This window comes from Citrobacter sp. KH_055_1, assembly GCF_057838705.1.
Map to the genome: position 1 here is coordinate 3,032,850 of NZ_CM174473.1, position 16,856 is coordinate 3,049,705.

The following is a 16,856-nucleotide window of genomic DNA, read 5'->3' on the forward strand; positions in this document are numbered from 1 at the left end:
ATCATCGCGTTGCGCGTTGCAAATCCTCGAAAAACTCAGGACAATGGCGCCCATTTCTTTGAATCGACAGAATAGCAAATTATGAGTGTACGTTTAGTGTTAGCCAAAGGGCGCGAAAAATCATTACTTCGCCGCCATCCGTGGGTATTTTCCGGTGCAGTCGCCCGTATGGAAGGTAAAGCCAGTCTGGGTGAAACCATCGATATTGTTGACCATCAGGGTAAATGGTTAGCACGCGGAGCCTGGTCACCGGCGTCGCAGATCCGTGCACGCGTCTGGACATTCGACAAGTCCGAATCCATTGATATTGACTTCTTCACCCGCCGTTTGCAGCAAGCAAAGACGTGGCGCGACTGGCTGGCGAAGAAAGACGGCCTGGACAGCTACCGTCTGATCGCCGGAGAATCCGACGGCCTGCCGGGTATCACCATTGACCGTTTTGGCCGTTTCCTCGTCCTGCAACTGCTCAGCGCCGGGGCTGAATATCAGCGTGCCGCGCTGATTAGCGCCCTGCAAACGGTGTTCCCTGAATGCGCCATTTATGATCGCAGCGATGTTGCAGTGCGCAAAAAAGAAGGTATGGAGCTGACCCAGGGGCCCGTCACGGGCGAACTGCCTCCGGCCCTGCTGCCGATTGAAGAACACGGCATGAAGCTGTTGGTCGATATTCAGCACGGTCATAAGACAGGTTACTACCTGGATCAGCGTGACAGCCGTCTGGCCACGCGTCGTTATGTACAAGACAAACGTGTCCTGAACTGTTTCTCCTATACCGGCGGTTTCGCGGTGTCTGCGCTGATGGGTGGATGCAGCCAGGTCGTCAGCGTTGATACCTCGCAGGAAGCGCTCGACATCGCCAGACAAAACGTCGAACTGAATAAGCTGGATCTGAGCAAAGCTGAATTTGTCCGCGATGACGTCTTTAAACTGCTGCGCGCCTATCGCGATCGCGGTGAGAAGTTTGATGTCATCGTGATGGATCCGCCGAAGTTTGTGGAAAACAAAAGCCAGCTAATGGGCGCCTGTCGTGGCTATAAGGACATCAATATGCTGGCTATCCAGCTACTGAATCCTGGCGGTGTACTGCTGACGTTCTCCTGCTCCGGACTGATGACGACCGATTTATTTCAGAAAATCATCGCTGATGCCGCATTAGATGCGGGTCGTGATGTACAATTTATAGAGCAGTTCCGTCAGGCCGCCGATCATCCGGTGATCGCTACCTACCCGGAAGGGCTGTATCTGAAAGGGTTTGCCTGTCGCATCATGTAACTTGAAAAGTGGAATATTGCCCTTACATAGAGGGTATCTATTTCCCGGGAGGTGACTATGATTGCCAGCAAATTCGGTATCGGCCAGCAGGTCCGCCATTCCCTGTTAGGTTACCTCGGAGTGGTCGTGGATATCGACCCGGAATATTCGCTTGATGACCCGTCACCTGATGAGTTGGCGGTTAACGACGAACTTCGCGCCGCTCCCTGGTATCACGTGGTGATGGAAGACGATAATGGCCTGCCAGTGCATACGTATCTGGCGGAAGCACAGTTGAGCAGTGAGCTACAGGAAGAACATCCAGAGCAACCATCGATGGATGAACTGGCACGGACCATCCGTAAACAGCTTCAGGCTCCACGCCTGCGCAACTGACTTTAGCCGTTGCCGGATGACGATAAACTCATCCGGCAACTGCTCATTTTTATTTCGCCAGCCCCAGTCTCGGGATCTCGATAGCCGGGCAGCGATCCATCACCACAGCCAGACCCGCATCACGCGCCAGCACCGCCGCCGGCTCATTGATCACGCCCAACTGCATCCATAATGTCTTTGCCCCGATGGCAATCGCCTCCTGCGCAACACCCCAGGCCGCTTCTGAATTACGGAAGACATCCACCATATCCACCTTCTCCGGCACATCCGCCAGCGTCGCATACCCTTGCTGTCCCAGTAACGTTTTCCCGGCAACCTTGGGGGAAACAGGAATAACGTGATAGCCCTGATCGAGCAAATATTTCATCACGCGATAGCTGGGGCGGTCGGGTTTATCGCTTGCCCCTACCAAAGCAATCGTGCGGGTGGATGTCAAAATGCCAGCAATATCGGTCTCTTTCATCATCTTCCTCCAGGCTGTTTTGCAAAGTGTACGACAAACCTGACGTTGCAACCATTCATCCCATACCGGCGCATGAGAGCTAAACTGGAAATTATGTCTATATGTTAGTAAACATGATTGTCGAAAACTTTTGATACATCTTACTCAGGTATTTTCTGGACAGGAGAACCCTATGAGAGCCGGCATTGTGACAGCCTTGATTGCCCTGTGTTTGCCGGTATCCGTTTATGCGACCTCACTGCGTCTGTCAAGCGACATTGACCTGCTGGTACTGGACGGAAAAAAAGTCTCCAGCTCATTGTTACGCGGTGCCGAAAGCATTGAGCTGGAAAATGGTCGGCATCAGCTGGTTTTTCGCGTCGAGAAAACCATTCGCCTGTCCAGCCATGAAGAACGGCTGTATATCTCCCCCCCGTTGGTCATCAGCTTCGATACCCAATTAGTCAGTCAGGTTAATTTTCATCTTCCGCGTTTGGGCAATGAGCGTGACGCGGCACATTTCGATGAAACCCCTCGTGTGGAACTGTTGGATGGTGACGCCATGCCGATTCCGGTCAAGCTGGATGTGATGACCATCACATCCACCGCGAAAACCGTTGATTATGAACTGGAGACCGAACGCTACAACAAAGCGGCTAAGCATGCTTCATTACCACAATTTGCCACCATGATGGCCGATGACAGTTCGTTACTCTCCGGGGTTTCTGAACTGGATCGGGTGCCACCTCAATCGCAAGCGCTCACCGAGCAGAGGTTAAAATATTGGTTTCAGCAGGCCGACGCGCAAACGCGAAGTAACTTCCTGCAATGGGCAGAGAAGCAGCCCCCCTCATGACATTTATGTCCACGTACGCATTTTTTTTTGTCTTTCTCTTGCAGCGTCAAGTGCTTCCAGTACTCTGTAGCAAGGTTAACTTGGGAGCGGTACTATGGAATTGACGACTCGCACATTGCCAGCGCGCAAGCATATTGCGCTGGTTGCACACGATCACTGTAAAAAGATGTTGATGAACTGGGTTGAACGCCACCAGCCACTGCTGGAACAACACGTTCTCTATGCGACAGGCACAACGGGTAATTTAATCCAGCGCGCGACCGGTATGGACGTTAACGCTATGCTGAGCGGCCCGATGGGCGGCGACCAGCAGGTGGGAGCGCTGATCTCTGAAGGGAAAATTGATGTGCTGATCTTCTTTTGGGATCCGCTCAATGCCGTGCCTCACGACCCTGATGTCAAAGCCCTTCTGCGCCTGGCAACGGTGTGGAATATTCCGGTAGCGACCAACGTGTCGACGGCCGACTTTATTATCCAGTCGCCGAATTTCAGCGACGAGACGGAGATCCTGATCCCCGATTACGCCCGCTACCTGGCTGAGCGCCTCAAATAATAGCCTGACAGGCGGCTGTCGCCGCCTGCTTTCAAGGTTTACGGCTAACTGGCACATCCCGCTGTTTAAGCTCATCGACAAAACACGACGGCGCGTCTTTATTAAACAGCAGCCATACCCGATGCCGTGCACGCGTAAGCGCCACGTAAAGCAAGCGTCTCTCTTCTGCATCAGGAAAATCTTCTACCGCCGGCAGCAGCGCCTCCTCCATAATTGACTCGCGGGCTGGTGCCGGGAAACCATCATTACCGTCATGAAGCCCGACAATAATGACGTAATCCGCCTGCTGCCCTTTACTGGCATGGATAGTCATAAACTCAAGCTGTAGCTTGGGCCAACGGGTCGCCGCCTTCTCCAGGCTGGCAGGTTTCAGATGATGATAGCGCGCCAGTACCAGAATTCGCTCCTCGGCTTTCGCAAAACCAGACAGCTTATCCAGCAGCGCATCCAGCTGGCTTTCATCCAACAGCGTCACCGCTTTTTTGTCACCAACCGTCAGGCTGTTAAGCGGTTTTGCAAGCTGATGCGGATTTTGCTGAATAAAACCGTTGGCTACCTCTCCAATACGGCTATTGAAGCGGTAAGTGGTATCCAAATCGCAGCGATCGCCCTCGCCAAAGGTGTGATGGAAGGCAGTAGTTAACGAAAGCTGTGCGCCACTAAAGCGATAAATAGCCTGCCAATCGTCTCCTACAGCAAACAAGGTGGTCTGTGAATTTTGCTGTCGCAACGCAGCCAGCAACGCTGCGCGCTGGGGGGAAATATCCTGAAACTCATCAACCAGAATATGTTTCCACGGGCTGATAAAACGCCCCTTTTGCAGAATGACGATGGCCTGATGAATTAGCCCGGAAAAATCAACGGCGTTTTCTTCTTTCAGGGCGCTCTTCCATGCCTTAAGCAACGGCGCCATGAGCTTGATACGTTTACTGAATAGATCGCGAATGTCCTCCGGCGCATTGGCAATCATTTCCGCTTGCGCCCCCCCGTGCATACGCATCAGGCTAACCCAACGATCCAGTCTTGGGGCCAGGCGACGCTGCAGTTTTTCATCATCCCAAAAATTACCTTCAGGTACTGACCACTGCATCTCTTCTTCTAACCATTGCCTCCAGCCTTTGGCCTGCGCCTTTTTCTCACTACACTGCTGACGCCAGGCGGTAATAAAAAGTTTATGGCGCGCGGGGGTATCGTTTTCAAGCTTGCTTACCGTTGGGACCTTTTTACTGCCCTGCTGAATGATGTGCAGCGCCAGCGAGTGGAACGTCCGGGCAGTGATGTCTTCTGTATGCAGTCGCTCACGAATCCGCTCATCCATTTCCTCGGCAGCTTTGCGACCAAACGCCAGAAGCAGAATTTGTTCGGCCACCGCGTCTCCCTTTGCCAGTAGCCAACCTGCACGTGCCACCAGCACAGATGTTTTGCCACTTCCCGCGCCCGCAAGCACGAGTAACGATTGCTCACCGTTAACCACCGCCCGGGCCTGAGCCGGATTCAGCGGCGAAGATTCAATCTGCTGGAAGAACTCGGCGTGCTCTGTCAGCATTGCGTCGGTATAGGCTTGATTATGCTGTAACCGGCAGGCTTCAATATCCTGCAACCATGCCTGACACTGGCGTATTGCCTCGCGACAGTTGTCAAACTCCTCCAGCCTTTCAACCGGCAACGGCAGCGCCGCGAAAGCGCGACGGATTTGCTGTTGCAGGCCTGCCGTTTGGTTGCGTGTCAGCCATTTATTTTCATGGGTACGGGCCGCAATCGTCTCGAGCTGCTCCTGCAAAACCGTGGCGGCGACCTCGCTCATTTCCTGGCTCCACTGCTGCCAAAGCATGTTGAGATGGCGATGAAAACGCTGAGTTTCTGCCCATTCCGTCCCATGCAGTCGCACAACCTTATCGCCCGGGAGCACAAATTCGAGTTCCCCCCATACGAGGCCCCGTTTGCAATGAATAGCCAGTAATTGATTGAATGGAATAAGATACTCGTGACGATCGCCGGAAACTTTAATCCCGGCATTAAGAATAACGGCCCGATCGTACGGGTGTTGCGCCAGACGTTTTCCAATAGAAGTAGCTTTCAGTTCCATAAGGCTTAAGCGGATCCACACGAAGAGGTTTACTTATCAGTGTAACCGCCAGAGAAAACGTGCTCCAGCCCAAAAAAACGTTACAATTGCCGAATTCACCAAAAACCAGAGTTAACCGAGAGTTTATGCGTACAGTTCTGAATATTTTAAATTTTGTGCTCGGGGGGTTCGCCACCACCTTAGCCTGGTTACTGGCAACGCTGGTCAGTATCGTGCTTATTTTTACCCTGCCATTAACCCGCTCATGCTGGGAGATAACGCGCCTTTCTCTGTTTCCCTATGGCAACGAAGCCATTCATGTTGATGAACTCAACCCGGCAGGTAAAAATGTTCTTCTGAACACCGGCGGAACATTACTGAATATTTTTTGGCTGATTTTCTTCGGCTGGTGGCTGTGCCTGATGCATATTGTCTCCGGTATTGCCCAGTGCATCACGATTATTGGTATTCCGGTGGGGATTGCTAACTTTAAGATCGCCGCAATTGCACTTTGGCCCGTCGGTCGGCGCGTGGTCTCGGTAGAAACTGCCCGCGCAGCACGTGAAGCCAATGCGCGTCGCCGCTTTGAATAACCAGGACTGATGGCCTTTATGTTAAGTCCTCTGCTCAAACGCTATACCTGGAACAGCACCTGGCTGTACTACGTGCGAATTTTTATTGCACTTTGTGGCACCACCGCGCTGCCCTGGTGGCTGGGCGACGTCAAGCTGACTATCCCGCTGACGCTGGGCATGGTGGCCGCCGCGTTAACCGACCTCGACGATCGTCTAGCTGGTCGCTTGCGCAATTTGATCATTACGCTGATCTGTTTTTTTATTGCCTCAGCGTCCGTCGAGCTTCTCTTCCCATGGCCGTGGCTGTTTGCCATTGGATTAACGCTTTCGACCAGCGGTTTTATTCTGCTTGGCGGATTAGGCCAGCGCTATGCGACGATCGCCTTCGGCGCATTGCTTATCGCGATTTACACCATGCTGGGCACGTCACTGTACGATCAGTGGTATCAGCAGCCGATACTACTGCTCGCCGGGGCTATCTGGTACAACCTGCTGACATTGACCGGACATCTCCTGTTCCCAATCCGTCCATTGCAGGATAATTTGGCGCGCAGCTATGAGCAGTTAGCGCACTATCTGGAGCTGAAATCCCGTCTGTTTGATCCCGACATTGAAGATGAAAGCCAGGCACCGCTCTACGATTTAGCGCTGGCCAACGGGCAACTGATGGCGACGCTAAACCAAACCAAAGTGTCGTTGCTGACCCGCCTGCGCGGTGACCGCGGGCAACGGGGAACACGTCGCACGTTACACTACTATTTTGTGGCGCAGGATATACACGAACGCGCAAGCTCTTCGCATATTCAATACCAAACGCTACGCGATCACTTCCGTCACAGCGACGTGATGTTTCGCTTCCAGCGCCTGATGTCTATGCAGGGGCAAGCCTGTATGCAGCTGTCACGCTGTATTTTATTGCGCACACCCTACCAACATGACCCACATTTTGAGCGCGTTTTCACCCATATCGATGCCGCACTTGAGCGCATGCGTGTTAATGGTGCGCCTGCAGACTTGCTTAAAACATTGGGATTTTTGCTCGCTAACCTGCGTGCTATCGACGCGCAATTGGCAACAATTGAGTCCGAGCAGGCGCAGGTCATTTCGCGCAATGAGTCCGAAAATCAGCTTGCCGATGACAGCCCACATGGGTTCAGCGATATCTGGTTGCGTCTGAGCCGTAACGTCACCCCCGAGTCAGCCCTATTTCGCCATGCTATCCGCATGTCGTTGGTGCTCTGTGTCGGATACGCCATCATCCAGATAACCGGTATGAACCATGGATACTGGATCCTGCTAACCAGTCTGTTTGTCTGTCAGCCAAACTACAACGCCACCCGACATCGCCTGGCCCTGAGAATTATTGGTACCTTAGTCGGAATAGCGATTGGTTTACCCATTTTGTGGTTCGTCCCCTCTCTGGAAGGGCAGCTCATCCTGTTGGTGATTACCGGCGTGCTCTTTTTCGCCTTTCGCAACGTACAGTATGCCCATGCGACCATATTTATCACCCTGCTGGTATTATTATGCTTTAACCTGCTGGGAGAAGGGTTCGAGGTCGCACTGCCGCGAGTCATCGATACGCTGATCGGCTGTGCGATTGCCTGGGCTGCCGTCAGTTTTATCTGGCCAGACTGGCGTTTTCGTAATTTACCACGGGTCATCGAACGAGCAACGGATGCTAACTGCCGCTATCTGGACGCTATCCTTGAGCAATATCATCAGGGCCGTGATAACCGTCTGGCATACCGAATTGCCCGCCGTGATGCACATAACCGTGATGCGGAGCTTGCTTCCGTGGTGTCGAACATGTCGAGTGAACCAGATGTTACAGCCCAAACGCGCGAAATGGCATTCCGTTTGCTGTGCCTCAACCATACCTTCACCAGCTATATTTCCGCTCTCGGCGCTCACCGGGAACAGCTGACTAACCCGGAAGTCCTGGCATTACTGGACGACGCGGTCTGCTATGTTGATGATGCGCTTCATCATCAACCCGCTGACGAGCAGCGCGTATACCAGGCTCTGGAAAGTCTTAAACAACGGATTCAACATCTTGAACCGAGCCAGGACACCAAAGAACCGCTGGTCGTACAACAGGTTGGATTATTGATTGCGCTGTTACCAGAAATCAGTCGGTTACAGCAACAAATCGCGGCATTACCCATTAGTAACCCGGTTCAGGCTTAAGTGAACTCACCCACTCAACCAACTCCCGGCGGCGAACCGCCGGGAGTGCTGCTTCATGTATCCCACTGATTGCGCCCTCAAGCGCATAAAGAATTTTCACTGTCAGCGATGGGTTAATTTGCAAAAGCTTTAGCCAACACATTTGAGCACCCAGGGTGCGTAATGTACCCTCATCGTTAATCCCGGCTTCACTCAGTAGGGTCTCCAGATGAAAGGAAATGTTCGGCAGTTCCCGTAACCGGTGTTGCGAAACACGCGTCTGTTTTTCTTTTACTGCGGCATCCAGCGAATATCGTGATAAAGACACCAACTGCGGATGGTTTCGCCACAGCGCATCATTAACTTGATAATAGTTGAGTATCACGGGACGTCCCCGCTTCATAAACGTCAACCAGACCGGGGAATGTTTTACACAGTACTGTACGCTTTGCTCGCAGGCCCGCAGGTATAACTCACCGTCGGCAACCATTGCAAAGACCGTATCGCCCACCGTCAAGCTATAACTGCCAAATAAAGAGCGGTAGCTAATTGTACCTAAAGAGGCCAAATATTCTTGTGATTTATAGATCCTGGCATAAGAGAGGTTTTTCATAAAAGTCCTTTTAAATCATAAGATAATGGAATGATTTCCAGTAACAGATCCGTTAATGACGACGATAGGCAACTTAGCCCCAAGGGGCAAGATGAATTTTATATTTCCCGCCACGACGGCTAAAAATTGCGAGTCTGTTTCCGAAAATAAGGTTGATCTTTAGTGATAGCAGGGTTACTGTATATCCATACAGTAACTCACAGGGCTGGATTGATTATGTACACTTCAGGCTACGCAAATCGTTCTTCGTCGTTCTCTTCAACATCAAGCAATAGTGCGCGCGTTTCTTCAGAAAATGCGACTGCCGGGCTTATCAGTGAAGTGGTCTATCGCGAGGACCAGCCCATGATGACGCAATTACTGCTATTACCCCTGCTTCAGCAGTTAGGGCAGCAATCACGTTGGCAGCTCTGGCTTACGCCACAACAAAAGCTGAGCCGTGAGTGGGTGCAATCAGCGGGGCTTCCATTAACGAAAGTTATGCAAATAAGTCAACTATCTCCCTGCCACACGTTAGAATCGATGGTTCGCGCGCTGCGCACCGGCAATTACAGCGTGGTTATTGGCTGGCTGACTGAAGAATTAACAGAAGATGAACATGCAGAACTGGTGAAAGCTGCAGATGAAGGGAACGCAATGGGATTTATTATGCGTCCTGTTCGCGCTCAGGCACTTGCGGGGAGACAGCATTCCGGGCTAAAAATTCACTCGAATTTGTATCATTAAGTAAAATTAGGATTAATCCTGGAATTTTTTTTCATACCTCAATCTGCCATTGAGATATAACGCATATTTTGTGTGAACGCCTGTCAGAAGCGGTTTTAGAGAAGTTTTGAGTTCAATTAATCAGCCATAAATGTTAAATATTGTGTATACAAGCCTTTTTTTTTCATATGCCTGACAGAGTTCACACTTGTAAGTTTTCAACTACGTTGTAGACTTTACATCGCCAGGGGTGCTCGGCTTAAGCCGCAGATATCGGTAGAGTAACTATTGAACTGATCCCCGGGTGAAGAATTTAACCGTGTTATCTCTCTGGAGATAGTCATGGCGAATTTTGGATGATAACGAGGCGCAAAAAATGAAAAAGACAGCTATCGCAATTGCAGTGGCACTGGCTGGTTTCGCTACCGTGGCGCAGGCCGCTCCGAAAGATAACACCTGGTATGCTGGTGCTAAAATGGGCTGGTCTCAGTTCCATGACGTAGGCAACAACCAGATCAACAACGCCGGTCCTACCCACGAAAGCCAACTGGGTGCTGGTGCGTTCGGTGGTTATCAGGTTAACCCGTACGTTGGTTTTGAAATGGGTTACGACTGGTTAGGTCGTATGCCGTACAAAGGCTACACCGACGGCACTCATCAAAACGGCGCTTTCAAAGCTCAGGGCGTTCAACTGACCGCTAAACTGGGTTACCCAATCACTGACGATCTGGACGTTTATACCCGTCTGGGTGGTATGGTTTGGCGTGCTGACGCTAAAAACAACGAAGGCTTTAAAGACCACGACACTGGCGTATCCCCAGTATTCGCTGGCGGCGTAGAGTATGCAATTACTCCTGAAATCGCTACCCGTCTGGAATACCAGTGGACCAACAACATCGGTGACGCGAACACCGTTGGTGGTCGTCCGGATAACGGCCTGTTGAGCGTTGGTGTTTCTTACCGTTTCGGCCAGCAGGAAGAAGCAGCTCCAGTAGTTGTAGCTCCGGCTCCGGCTCCAGAAGTACAGACCAAGCACTTCACTCTGAAGTCTGACGTTCTGTTCAACTTCAACAAAGCGACTCTGAAACCAGAAGGCCAGCAGGCTCTGGATCAGATGTACAGCCAGCTGAGCAACCTGGATCCGAAAGACGGTTCCGTTGTGGTTCTGGGCTTCACTGACCGTATCGGTTCTGACGCTTACAACCAGAGCCTGTCTGAGAAACGTGCTCAGTCCGTTGTTGATTACCTGATCTCTAAAGGTATTCCTTCTGACAAAATCTCTGCACGTGGCATGGGCGAATCTAACCCAGTTACTGGCAACACCTGTGACAACGTGAAAGCTCGCGCTGCACTGATCGACTGCCTGGCTCCGGATCGTCGTGTTGAGATCGAAGTTAAAGGCATCAAAGACGTTGTAACTCAGCCTCAGGCTTAAGTTCTCGTCTAATAAAAAACCCCGCGATGCGGGGTTTTTTTTCACCTGTGGTTCACCATAAAAACGTGGGTGCTCAGCACACCGAAGCCGACATCAGGCTATTCTTTTCCCAGCAGCGCTTGTAAATCCTGCTTCAATGTGGACATTTTGTTCGCGTACTTCTCTTTATGCTCAGCGTCTTCAATCAGCTGCACGATGGTTTCAGAAAGCGTTTTTCCACGCCGCTGCGCAAGCCCTGCTAAGCGCTGCCAAACCATGAACTCCAGATCGATAGATTTCTTACGCGTATGCTGATGCTCTGCATTAAAGTGCCGCTTACGCCTCGCGCGTATGGTTTGCTTCATACGATTTTGCAGCGCGGCATTCATGTGTTCTTCAATCCAGGTATTCACCCGAACCGGTTCATTTTCGAGGGTTAGCAATAAATCAACGGCTTCTTCGGCAGCGCTGGCTTCCACGTAACGGGTAATCAACTCCCCTTCACGATGCTTTTTCACCAGATACTTCCATTTCCAGCCGCTTTCAAGATTTTCAAGTTGTTGATATTTCATTGCGATCTCAATGTTACCGTGTAACTCTTATCAGAATATCAGCTTTTTGGGCATCTGAAGAAAAGAATATCCAGCCTGTGAACTGTCGCGCGTCATCATCCCCGTTTAGCGGTGCATTCCACGTGTGCAGTGCTGACGGTTACGGTATAATCTCGTTTTTTACAACAGACTAAAAAACATCAACTTTGACCATTACGAAACTTGCATGGCGTGATCTGGTTCCTGATACTGACAGTTATCAGGAAATATTTGCACAGCCGCACGTCACTGACGAAACCGATACCTTACTCAGTGATACTCAACCACGCTTACAATTTGCGCTTGAGCAACTGCTTCAGCAATGGGCGACGTCCTCCTTTATGCTGGTGAAAGCGCCGGAAGAGCTTGAGTATCTCAATCTTATCGCCACGGCTGCGCGCTCATTACATACGGATGCCGGAAGCTTAACCGGAGGTCATTACGACATCTCTGGGCACACTATCCGTTACCGTGCAGCACAGCACGCAGAAGACAATTTTGCGACCTTAACTCAGGTAGTCAATGCTGACTGGGTTGAAGCCGAACAACTGTTTGGCTGTTTGCGTCAGTTCAATGGTGAAATTACGCTGCAACCGGGACTGGTGCATCAGGCAAACGGGGGCGTGCTGGTTATCTCATTACGCACCCTATTGGCTCAACCCCTGCTGTGGATGCGCCTGAAAGCCATTGTCAGCCACGAGCGCTTTGACTGGGTAGCTTTCGACGAATCTCGTCCACTTCCTGTCTCCGTACCGTCTATGCCGCTGAAACTGAAAGTGGTGTTAGTCGGTGAGCGTGAGTCGCTGGCCGATTTCCAGGAAATGGAACCAGAATTAGCTGAACAGGCAATTTACAGCGAGTTTGAAGATAATCTGCAGATAGTGGATGCTGAAACCATGACCCAGTGGTGTCAGTGGGTCACGCATACCGCCATACGCAACAATCTTCCCTATCCCGCCCCTGACGCCTGGCAAACGCTGGTGCGTGAGGCCGTTCGTTATACCGGCGATCAGGCGACATTACCGCTTAATCCGCTGTGGATCATCCGCCAGTTCAAGGAAGTGGCCCCCCTTTGTGAAGGCGAAACCTGCAGCGCAGAACAGCTGGGTCTGATGCTGGCGCAACGCGAATGGCGGGAAGGTTTCCTGGCCGAACGCATGCAGGATGAGATCCTGCAAGAGCAGATCCTTATCGAGACGGAAGGCGAGCAAATTGGACAAATAAACGCGCTGTCGGTGATTGAGTTTCCAGGGCATCCTCGCGCGTTTGGTGAACCTTCTCGTATCAGCTGCGTTGTGCATATTGGCGATGGCGAATTTACCGATGTTGAGCGTAAAGCCGAACTGGGCGGAAATATTCATGCCAAGGGTATGATGATCATGCAGGCGTTCCTGATGTCGGAACTGCAGCTCGAACAGCAAATCCCCTTCTCTGCCTCGCTAACCTTCGAGCAATCCTACAGCGAAGTAGATGGAGACAGCGCATCCATGGCTGAACTGTGCGCATTAATTAGCGCCCTTGCCGATGTTCCTGTCAATCAAAGCATCGCGATTACCGGTTCTGTCGATCAGTTTGGCCGGGCGCAACCTGTCGGTGGCCTGAACGAGAAAATTGAAGGTTTCTTCACTATCTGCCAGCAGCGTGAATTAACCGGTACGCAGGGCGTGATTATCCCTTCAGCCAACGTCAGGCACCTGAGCCTACCGCCAGCCCTGTTACAGGCCGTTGAAGAAGAAAAGTTCACTATTTGGGCGGTGGATGACGTGACCGATGCGTTACCACTGTTGTTAAATTTGGTGTGGGATGGCGAAGGCCAAACAACGTTGATGCAAACTATCCAGGAGCGTATTGCTGCGGCAACGCAACAGGAAGGTCGTCACCGTTTTCCATGGCCGCTGCGTTGGCTGAACTGGATTATTCCGAACTGATCGGACTTGTTCAGCGTACACGTGTTAGCTATCCTGCGTGCTTCAATAAGATAAGGCTTACAGAGAACATGGTAGATAAACGCGAATCCTATACAAAAGAAGACCTTCTTGCCTCTGGTCGCGGTGAGCTGTTTGGCGCAAAAGGCCCACAACTGCCTGCACCAAGCATGCTGATGATGGACCGTGTCATCAAGATGACCGAAACCGGTGGCAACTTTGACAAAGGTTATGTTGAAGCTGAACTGGATATCAACCCGGACCTGTGGTTCTTCGGTTGCCATTTTATTGGCGATCCGGTGATGCCAGGCTGCCTGGGTCTGGATGCCATGTGGCAGCTGGTTGGATTCTATCTCGGCTGGCTCGGTGGTGAAGGTAAAGGCCGTGCACTGGGCGTGGGTGAAGTGAAATTCACCGGTCAGGTTCTGCCGACCGCGAAGAAAGTCACTTACCGCATTCACTTCAAACGTATCGTTAACCGCCGCCTGATCATGGGCCTGGCAGATGGTGAAGTGCTGGTTGATGGTCGTCTGATCTACACGGCGAACGATCTGAAAGTAGGCCTTTTCCAGGATACGTCTGCGTTCTAATTGCGGACATCTGTTAGCCTGATAAGATGCTACAAAAGGCGAAACCTCCGCAATGCGGAGGTTTCTTTTATCTAAAGAGACAGAATCAGGCCATTAACACCCTATCCCCCATGGCTTCTCGCCAGCCTCCCAGCCAGTATGACCTTTGATTCAGCGTCTGATAGGGACACATTTCTTTCGAGCGTCCGGCGATGCCGGCCTGATATCCACGTTGATGTGCCCGTTCCAGGCGATCTCGTTTTTGTCTCTTCATGCCTCGTTTCCCTCATCTTTGGGTCTGGTGGAAAAGAAAACAGTGATTACTAAGTGTGCAATCACACTAAACGAATACCCCGAAACATCAGACTCGTCAATGCGCAAAATTCACGCCAGTGTCATATTTGTGAGCTACCCGGTAAATCATCTATACAAAAATCATGAGTCAGAACAGTTATATCAGTCGCGAAAAAAATAAAAAAAACCGCCCAGGGCGCTGAGCCGAAGGCGGTGTAATTTACAATTATTTAAGCTTAAGGAATGCGTTTCAGTTCTTGAGCGATAGCCGTCGCCTCCTGACTCCATGCGCTGGCCAGTACCTTCACCATCTCATCATAGCCATCTTGCGTCTGCATGGCTTCGATGTGGAACGGGCGCTTAATCAGTTGTCCCTGGTGATTCAGCAACCATTCACCACTGACGATCACTTTACCATCGTAGCGGCCATGGAAGCCGGTTACCGTCACATTGAGCGTGTCCTGCGTACTGCCCAACGGTTGAGAGGCAACCACCCACCCTGGCAACTGCGTGCTCAGGTTGGCGACGAGAGTGTTACGCAATTGCTGATCTAACGGGCTGGCCCACAGATTACTGTTGGCAATAACGTACTTCACATCACTGGTTTGGTACACCACGCCATTACCTGCCAGGTAATCCGGTACCGCCACCTGCTCAACCCACAACAGGCGGTTACCCTGGTTAGCGCTACTCTGTACGCCCCCTTGGGCGATAGGGAGCTGGTAATAGCTTTTATTCTCTCCGCTGGAGCTACATGACGTCAGCCAGACCGCCATCATCACCACTAGCCACTTTTTCATTGTTTCGCCCTCTTCGGCTCTGGATCTTTTTTGTCCTTCGCTTCAAACACCAGCGCGTTACTCTTATCGTTCAACGTTTTCAATACCGGCTGCAACTCACGCAGAACCTGATCAAGACGCTGCATATCTGCCACCATCTTGTTATAGGCCGCAGAACCTGGCTGGAAGCCCTGCATGCTACGATTCAGTTCGCGCAGTGTATTCTGCATATCCGCAGGAAGCTGCTGCATCGACTGGCTACCGGTAATCTTATTCATGTTATCCAGCGTCGTTTGCAGATGTTTCATCGTGCGCTGGCTTTCTGAAAGTGTCGTGGTCGCCTGCACAATCATCGGATTCAGTGGCAGATTATTAATCTTATCCAATGCTTCCATCAAACGTTGCTGGATCTGCGCCAGACCACTGCTCACGGTCGGGATAATTTGGTAACCATTAAATTCGCGCACGCCCGTAATCGGTGGATCCTTCGGATAGAAGTCCAGATCGACATACAGCGCCCCGGTGACCAAATTCCCTGTTTTCAGGGATCCTCTTAATCCACGCTTGAGCAATTCGGCCAGATGGGTACCGACATCAGTATCTTCGCCCAACTGCGCCTTAAGGCGTTCAGGTTCAATGCGCACCAATACCGGAATACGATAATCATCATTGAACACCTGACGCATATTCGGGGCAAAGAAAGGCACCTTGCTAACCGTACCGAGGCGAATACCACGGAACTCCAGCGGTGCACCAGGCTGCAACCCGCGAATCGAGTCTTTAAAGAACATCAGGTAATCAATGTGATCCGTATACAGCGAGTCCTGAATACTTTTTTGATCGTCATACAGGCTAAACGTGGCCTGTTGTGCAACCGGCTGGCCTTGTTCTAACCCCTCCGGCACATCAAAGCTGACTCCACCGCCAAACAGCGTGGTTAGCGATCCCATTTCTACGCGCATCCCCGCCGAGGTGAGATCGACGGCAATACCGCTGTCCTTCCAGAAACGTACGTTGCTGGTGACCAGGCGATCGTTTGGCGCATTAATGAAAAGCTGATAGCTGATGGAGCGTTTTTGCGCATCAAAGGTGCTGGTCTCAACTGACCCTACACGATACCCGCGGAACAACACCGGGTCTCCCGGGCTAAGCTGACCGGCTTTTTTGCTGTCCAAAATCACGCGGATCCCCTTCGCATCTGGCGGTGCCAGCGGTGGAGAGTCCAGCAACTGATAATTGGCGAGCTGGCTGCCTTTGTTACCCGGCTGCAGTTCAATATACGCCCCGGATAACAGCGTGCCTAAGCCACTGATACCTTCACGTCCCACCTGCGGCTTCACTACCCAAAAGACCGAGTCTTTATGCAGCAGCTTTTCCATACCAGAATTGAGGCGTGCTTTAATTTCCACATGCGTCAAATCGTCGGTCAGCGTGGCACTTTCAACGACGCCGACATCCACGCTGCGGCTCTTGATCGTGGTTTTGCCACCTTCAATACCTTCAGCATTGGTTGTAATCAGCGTGACGACCGGCCCCTGATGACTGTAGTGATAAAACAGGACCCACGCGCCGATGAGTGCGGTGACGATTGGGAATATCCACACGGGCGACCAGTTTTTAACCTTTTGCACTTTGGCTTCCCCACTTTTAGATTCCATGC

General features: G+C 51.5%; 17 protein-coding genes. 10 read left to right on the forward strand and 7 right to left on the reverse strand.

Going from position 1 to position 16,856, the window contains the following annotated elements:
• The first annotated feature begins 81 nt into the window (after window positions 1-81).
• Entirely contained in the window at window positions 82-1,272 is a 1,191-nt protein-coding gene (gene rlmI, locus AC3ITF_RS14455; RefSeq protein ID WP_096757633.1) for a 23S rRNA (cytosine(1962)-C(5))-methyltransferase RlmI, read from the forward strand.
• Between the two features lie 57 nt (window positions 1,273-1,329).
• Complete coding sequence (gene hspQ / locus AC3ITF_RS14460; protein WP_005123508.1) at window positions 1,330-1,647, forward strand: heat shock protein HspQ; 318 nt, start codon at window positions 1,330-1,332, stop codon at window positions 1,645-1,647.
• Window positions 1,648-1,696: 49 nt separating this feature from the next.
• Here the strand turns inward: hspQ and AC3ITF_RS14465 are convergent, their stop codons facing one another.
• Complete coding sequence (locus AC3ITF_RS14465; RefSeq protein WP_096757634.1) at window positions 1,697-2,110, reverse strand: CoA-binding protein; 414 nt, start codon at window positions 2,108-2,110, stop codon at window positions 1,697-1,699.
• Window positions 2,111-2,282: 172 nt separating this feature from the next.
• Between AC3ITF_RS14465 and csgI the strand changes: the two genes are divergently transcribed.
• Both csgI and mgsA read left to right on the forward strand, forming a co-directional pair.
• Window positions 2,283-2,945 (forward strand): curli synthesis inhibitor, encoded by a 663-nt coding sequence (gene csgI, locus AC3ITF_RS14470; protein WP_096757635.1) that lies wholly within the window; start codon window positions 2,283-2,285, stop codon window positions 2,943-2,945.
• A 94-nt stretch (window positions 2,946-3,039) separates the two neighbouring features.
• Complete coding sequence (mgsA, locus tag AC3ITF_RS14475; RefSeq protein ID WP_115258915.1) at window positions 3,040-3,498, forward strand: methylglyoxal synthase; 459 nt, start codon at window positions 3,040-3,042, stop codon at window positions 3,496-3,498.
• Window positions 3,499-3,529: 31 nt separating this feature from the next.
• Here the strand turns inward: mgsA and helD are convergent, their stop codons facing one another.
• Window positions 3,530-5,584 carry a DNA helicase IV gene (gene helD, locus AC3ITF_RS14480; protein WP_489175783.1) on the reverse strand — a complete coding sequence of 685 codons (2,055 nt, stop codon included), beginning with the start codon at window positions 5,582-5,584 and terminating at the stop codon, window positions 3,530-3,532.
• Window positions 5,585-5,709: 125 nt separating this feature from the next.
• On the opposite strand from helD, the gene AC3ITF_RS14485 reads away from it, so the two are divergent.
• Window positions 5,710-6,156, forward strand: a complete 447-nt coding sequence (locus tag AC3ITF_RS14485) for a YccF domain-containing protein (RefSeq protein ID WP_096757638.1) — start codon at window positions 5,710-5,712, stop codon at window positions 6,154-6,156.
• Between the two features lie 18 nt (window positions 6,157-6,174).
• Window positions 6,175-8,328 (forward strand): YccS family putative transporter, encoded by a 2,154-nt coding sequence (gene yccS, locus AC3ITF_RS14490; RefSeq protein ID WP_489175784.1) that lies wholly within the window; start codon window positions 6,175-6,177, stop codon window positions 8,326-8,328.
• Here yccS and AC3ITF_RS14495 read toward each other — a convergent pair.
• Window positions 8,306-8,920 carry a TfoX/Sxy family DNA transformation protein gene (locus AC3ITF_RS14495; RefSeq protein WP_115258917.1) on the reverse strand — a complete coding sequence of 205 codons (615 nt, stop codon included), beginning with the start codon at window positions 8,918-8,920 and terminating at the stop codon, window positions 8,306-8,308. The two genes, yccS and AC3ITF_RS14495, sit on opposite strands and share 23 nt — an antisense overlap.
• A gap of 216 nt (window positions 8,921-9,136) precedes the next feature.
• Here AC3ITF_RS14495 and sulA point away from each other — a divergent pair, with 216 nt between their 5' ends.
• The gene (sulA, locus tag AC3ITF_RS14500) at window positions 9,137-9,646 is read left to right on the forward strand and encodes an SOS-induced cell division inhibitor SulA (RefSeq protein WP_096757640.1); all 510 of its coding nucleotides are present in this window, start codon (window positions 9,137-9,139) and stop codon (window positions 9,644-9,646) included.
• Window positions 9,647-10,001: 355 nt separating this feature from the next.
• Window positions 10,002-11,060 (forward strand): porin OmpA, encoded by a 1,059-nt coding sequence (gene ompA / locus AC3ITF_RS14505; RefSeq protein WP_115259970.1) that lies wholly within the window; start codon window positions 10,002-10,004, stop codon window positions 11,058-11,060.
• Between the two features lie 98 nt (window positions 11,061-11,158).
• Here the strand turns inward: ompA and matP are convergent, their stop codons facing one another.
• Window positions 11,159-11,611: a macrodomain Ter protein MatP gene (gene matP / locus AC3ITF_RS14510; protein ID WP_096757641.1), complete on the reverse strand. Its 453-nt coding sequence runs from the start codon at window positions 11,609-11,611 to the stop codon at window positions 11,159-11,161.
• A 185-nt stretch (window positions 11,612-11,796) separates the two neighbouring features.
• On the opposite strand from matP, the gene AC3ITF_RS14515 reads away from it, so the two are divergent.
• Together AC3ITF_RS14515 and fabA are read left to right on the forward strand one after the other, a co-directional pair.
• Window positions 11,797-13,557 carry an AAA family ATPase gene (locus tag AC3ITF_RS14515; RefSeq protein WP_115258918.1) on the forward strand — a complete coding sequence of 587 codons (1,761 nt, stop codon included), beginning with the start codon at window positions 11,797-11,799 and terminating at the stop codon, window positions 13,555-13,557.
• A 68-nt stretch (window positions 13,558-13,625) separates the two neighbouring features.
• Window positions 13,626-14,144, forward strand: a complete 519-nt coding sequence (fabA, locus tag AC3ITF_RS14520; RefSeq protein WP_003035875.1) for a bifunctional 3-hydroxydecanoyl-ACP dehydratase/trans-2-decenoyl-ACP isomerase — start codon at window positions 13,626-13,628, stop codon at window positions 14,142-14,144.
• An 85-nt stretch (window positions 14,145-14,229) separates the two neighbouring features.
• On the opposite strand, the gene rmf is transcribed toward fabA, so the two are convergent.
• The 3 genes from rmf to pqiB form a co-directional block, all read right to left on the reverse strand.
• Window positions 14,230-14,397, reverse strand: a complete 168-nt coding sequence (rmf, locus tag AC3ITF_RS14525; protein ID WP_003035871.1) for a ribosome modulation factor — start codon at window positions 14,395-14,397, stop codon at window positions 14,230-14,232.
• A 256-nt stretch (window positions 14,398-14,653) separates the two neighbouring features.
• On the reverse strand, window positions 14,654-15,217 hold the full coding sequence (gene pqiC / locus AC3ITF_RS14530; protein WP_096757644.1) for a membrane integrity-associated transporter subunit PqiC: 564 nt from the start codon (window positions 15,215-15,217) through the stop codon (window positions 14,654-14,656).
• Complete coding sequence (pqiB, locus tag AC3ITF_RS14535) at window positions 15,214-16,854, reverse strand: intermembrane transport protein PqiB (RefSeq protein WP_117341732.1); 1,641 nt, start codon at window positions 16,852-16,854, stop codon at window positions 15,214-15,216. The genes pqiC and pqiB overlap by 4 nt, the downstream gene beginning before the upstream one ends.
• Window positions 16,855-16,856: the final 2 nt, after the last annotated feature.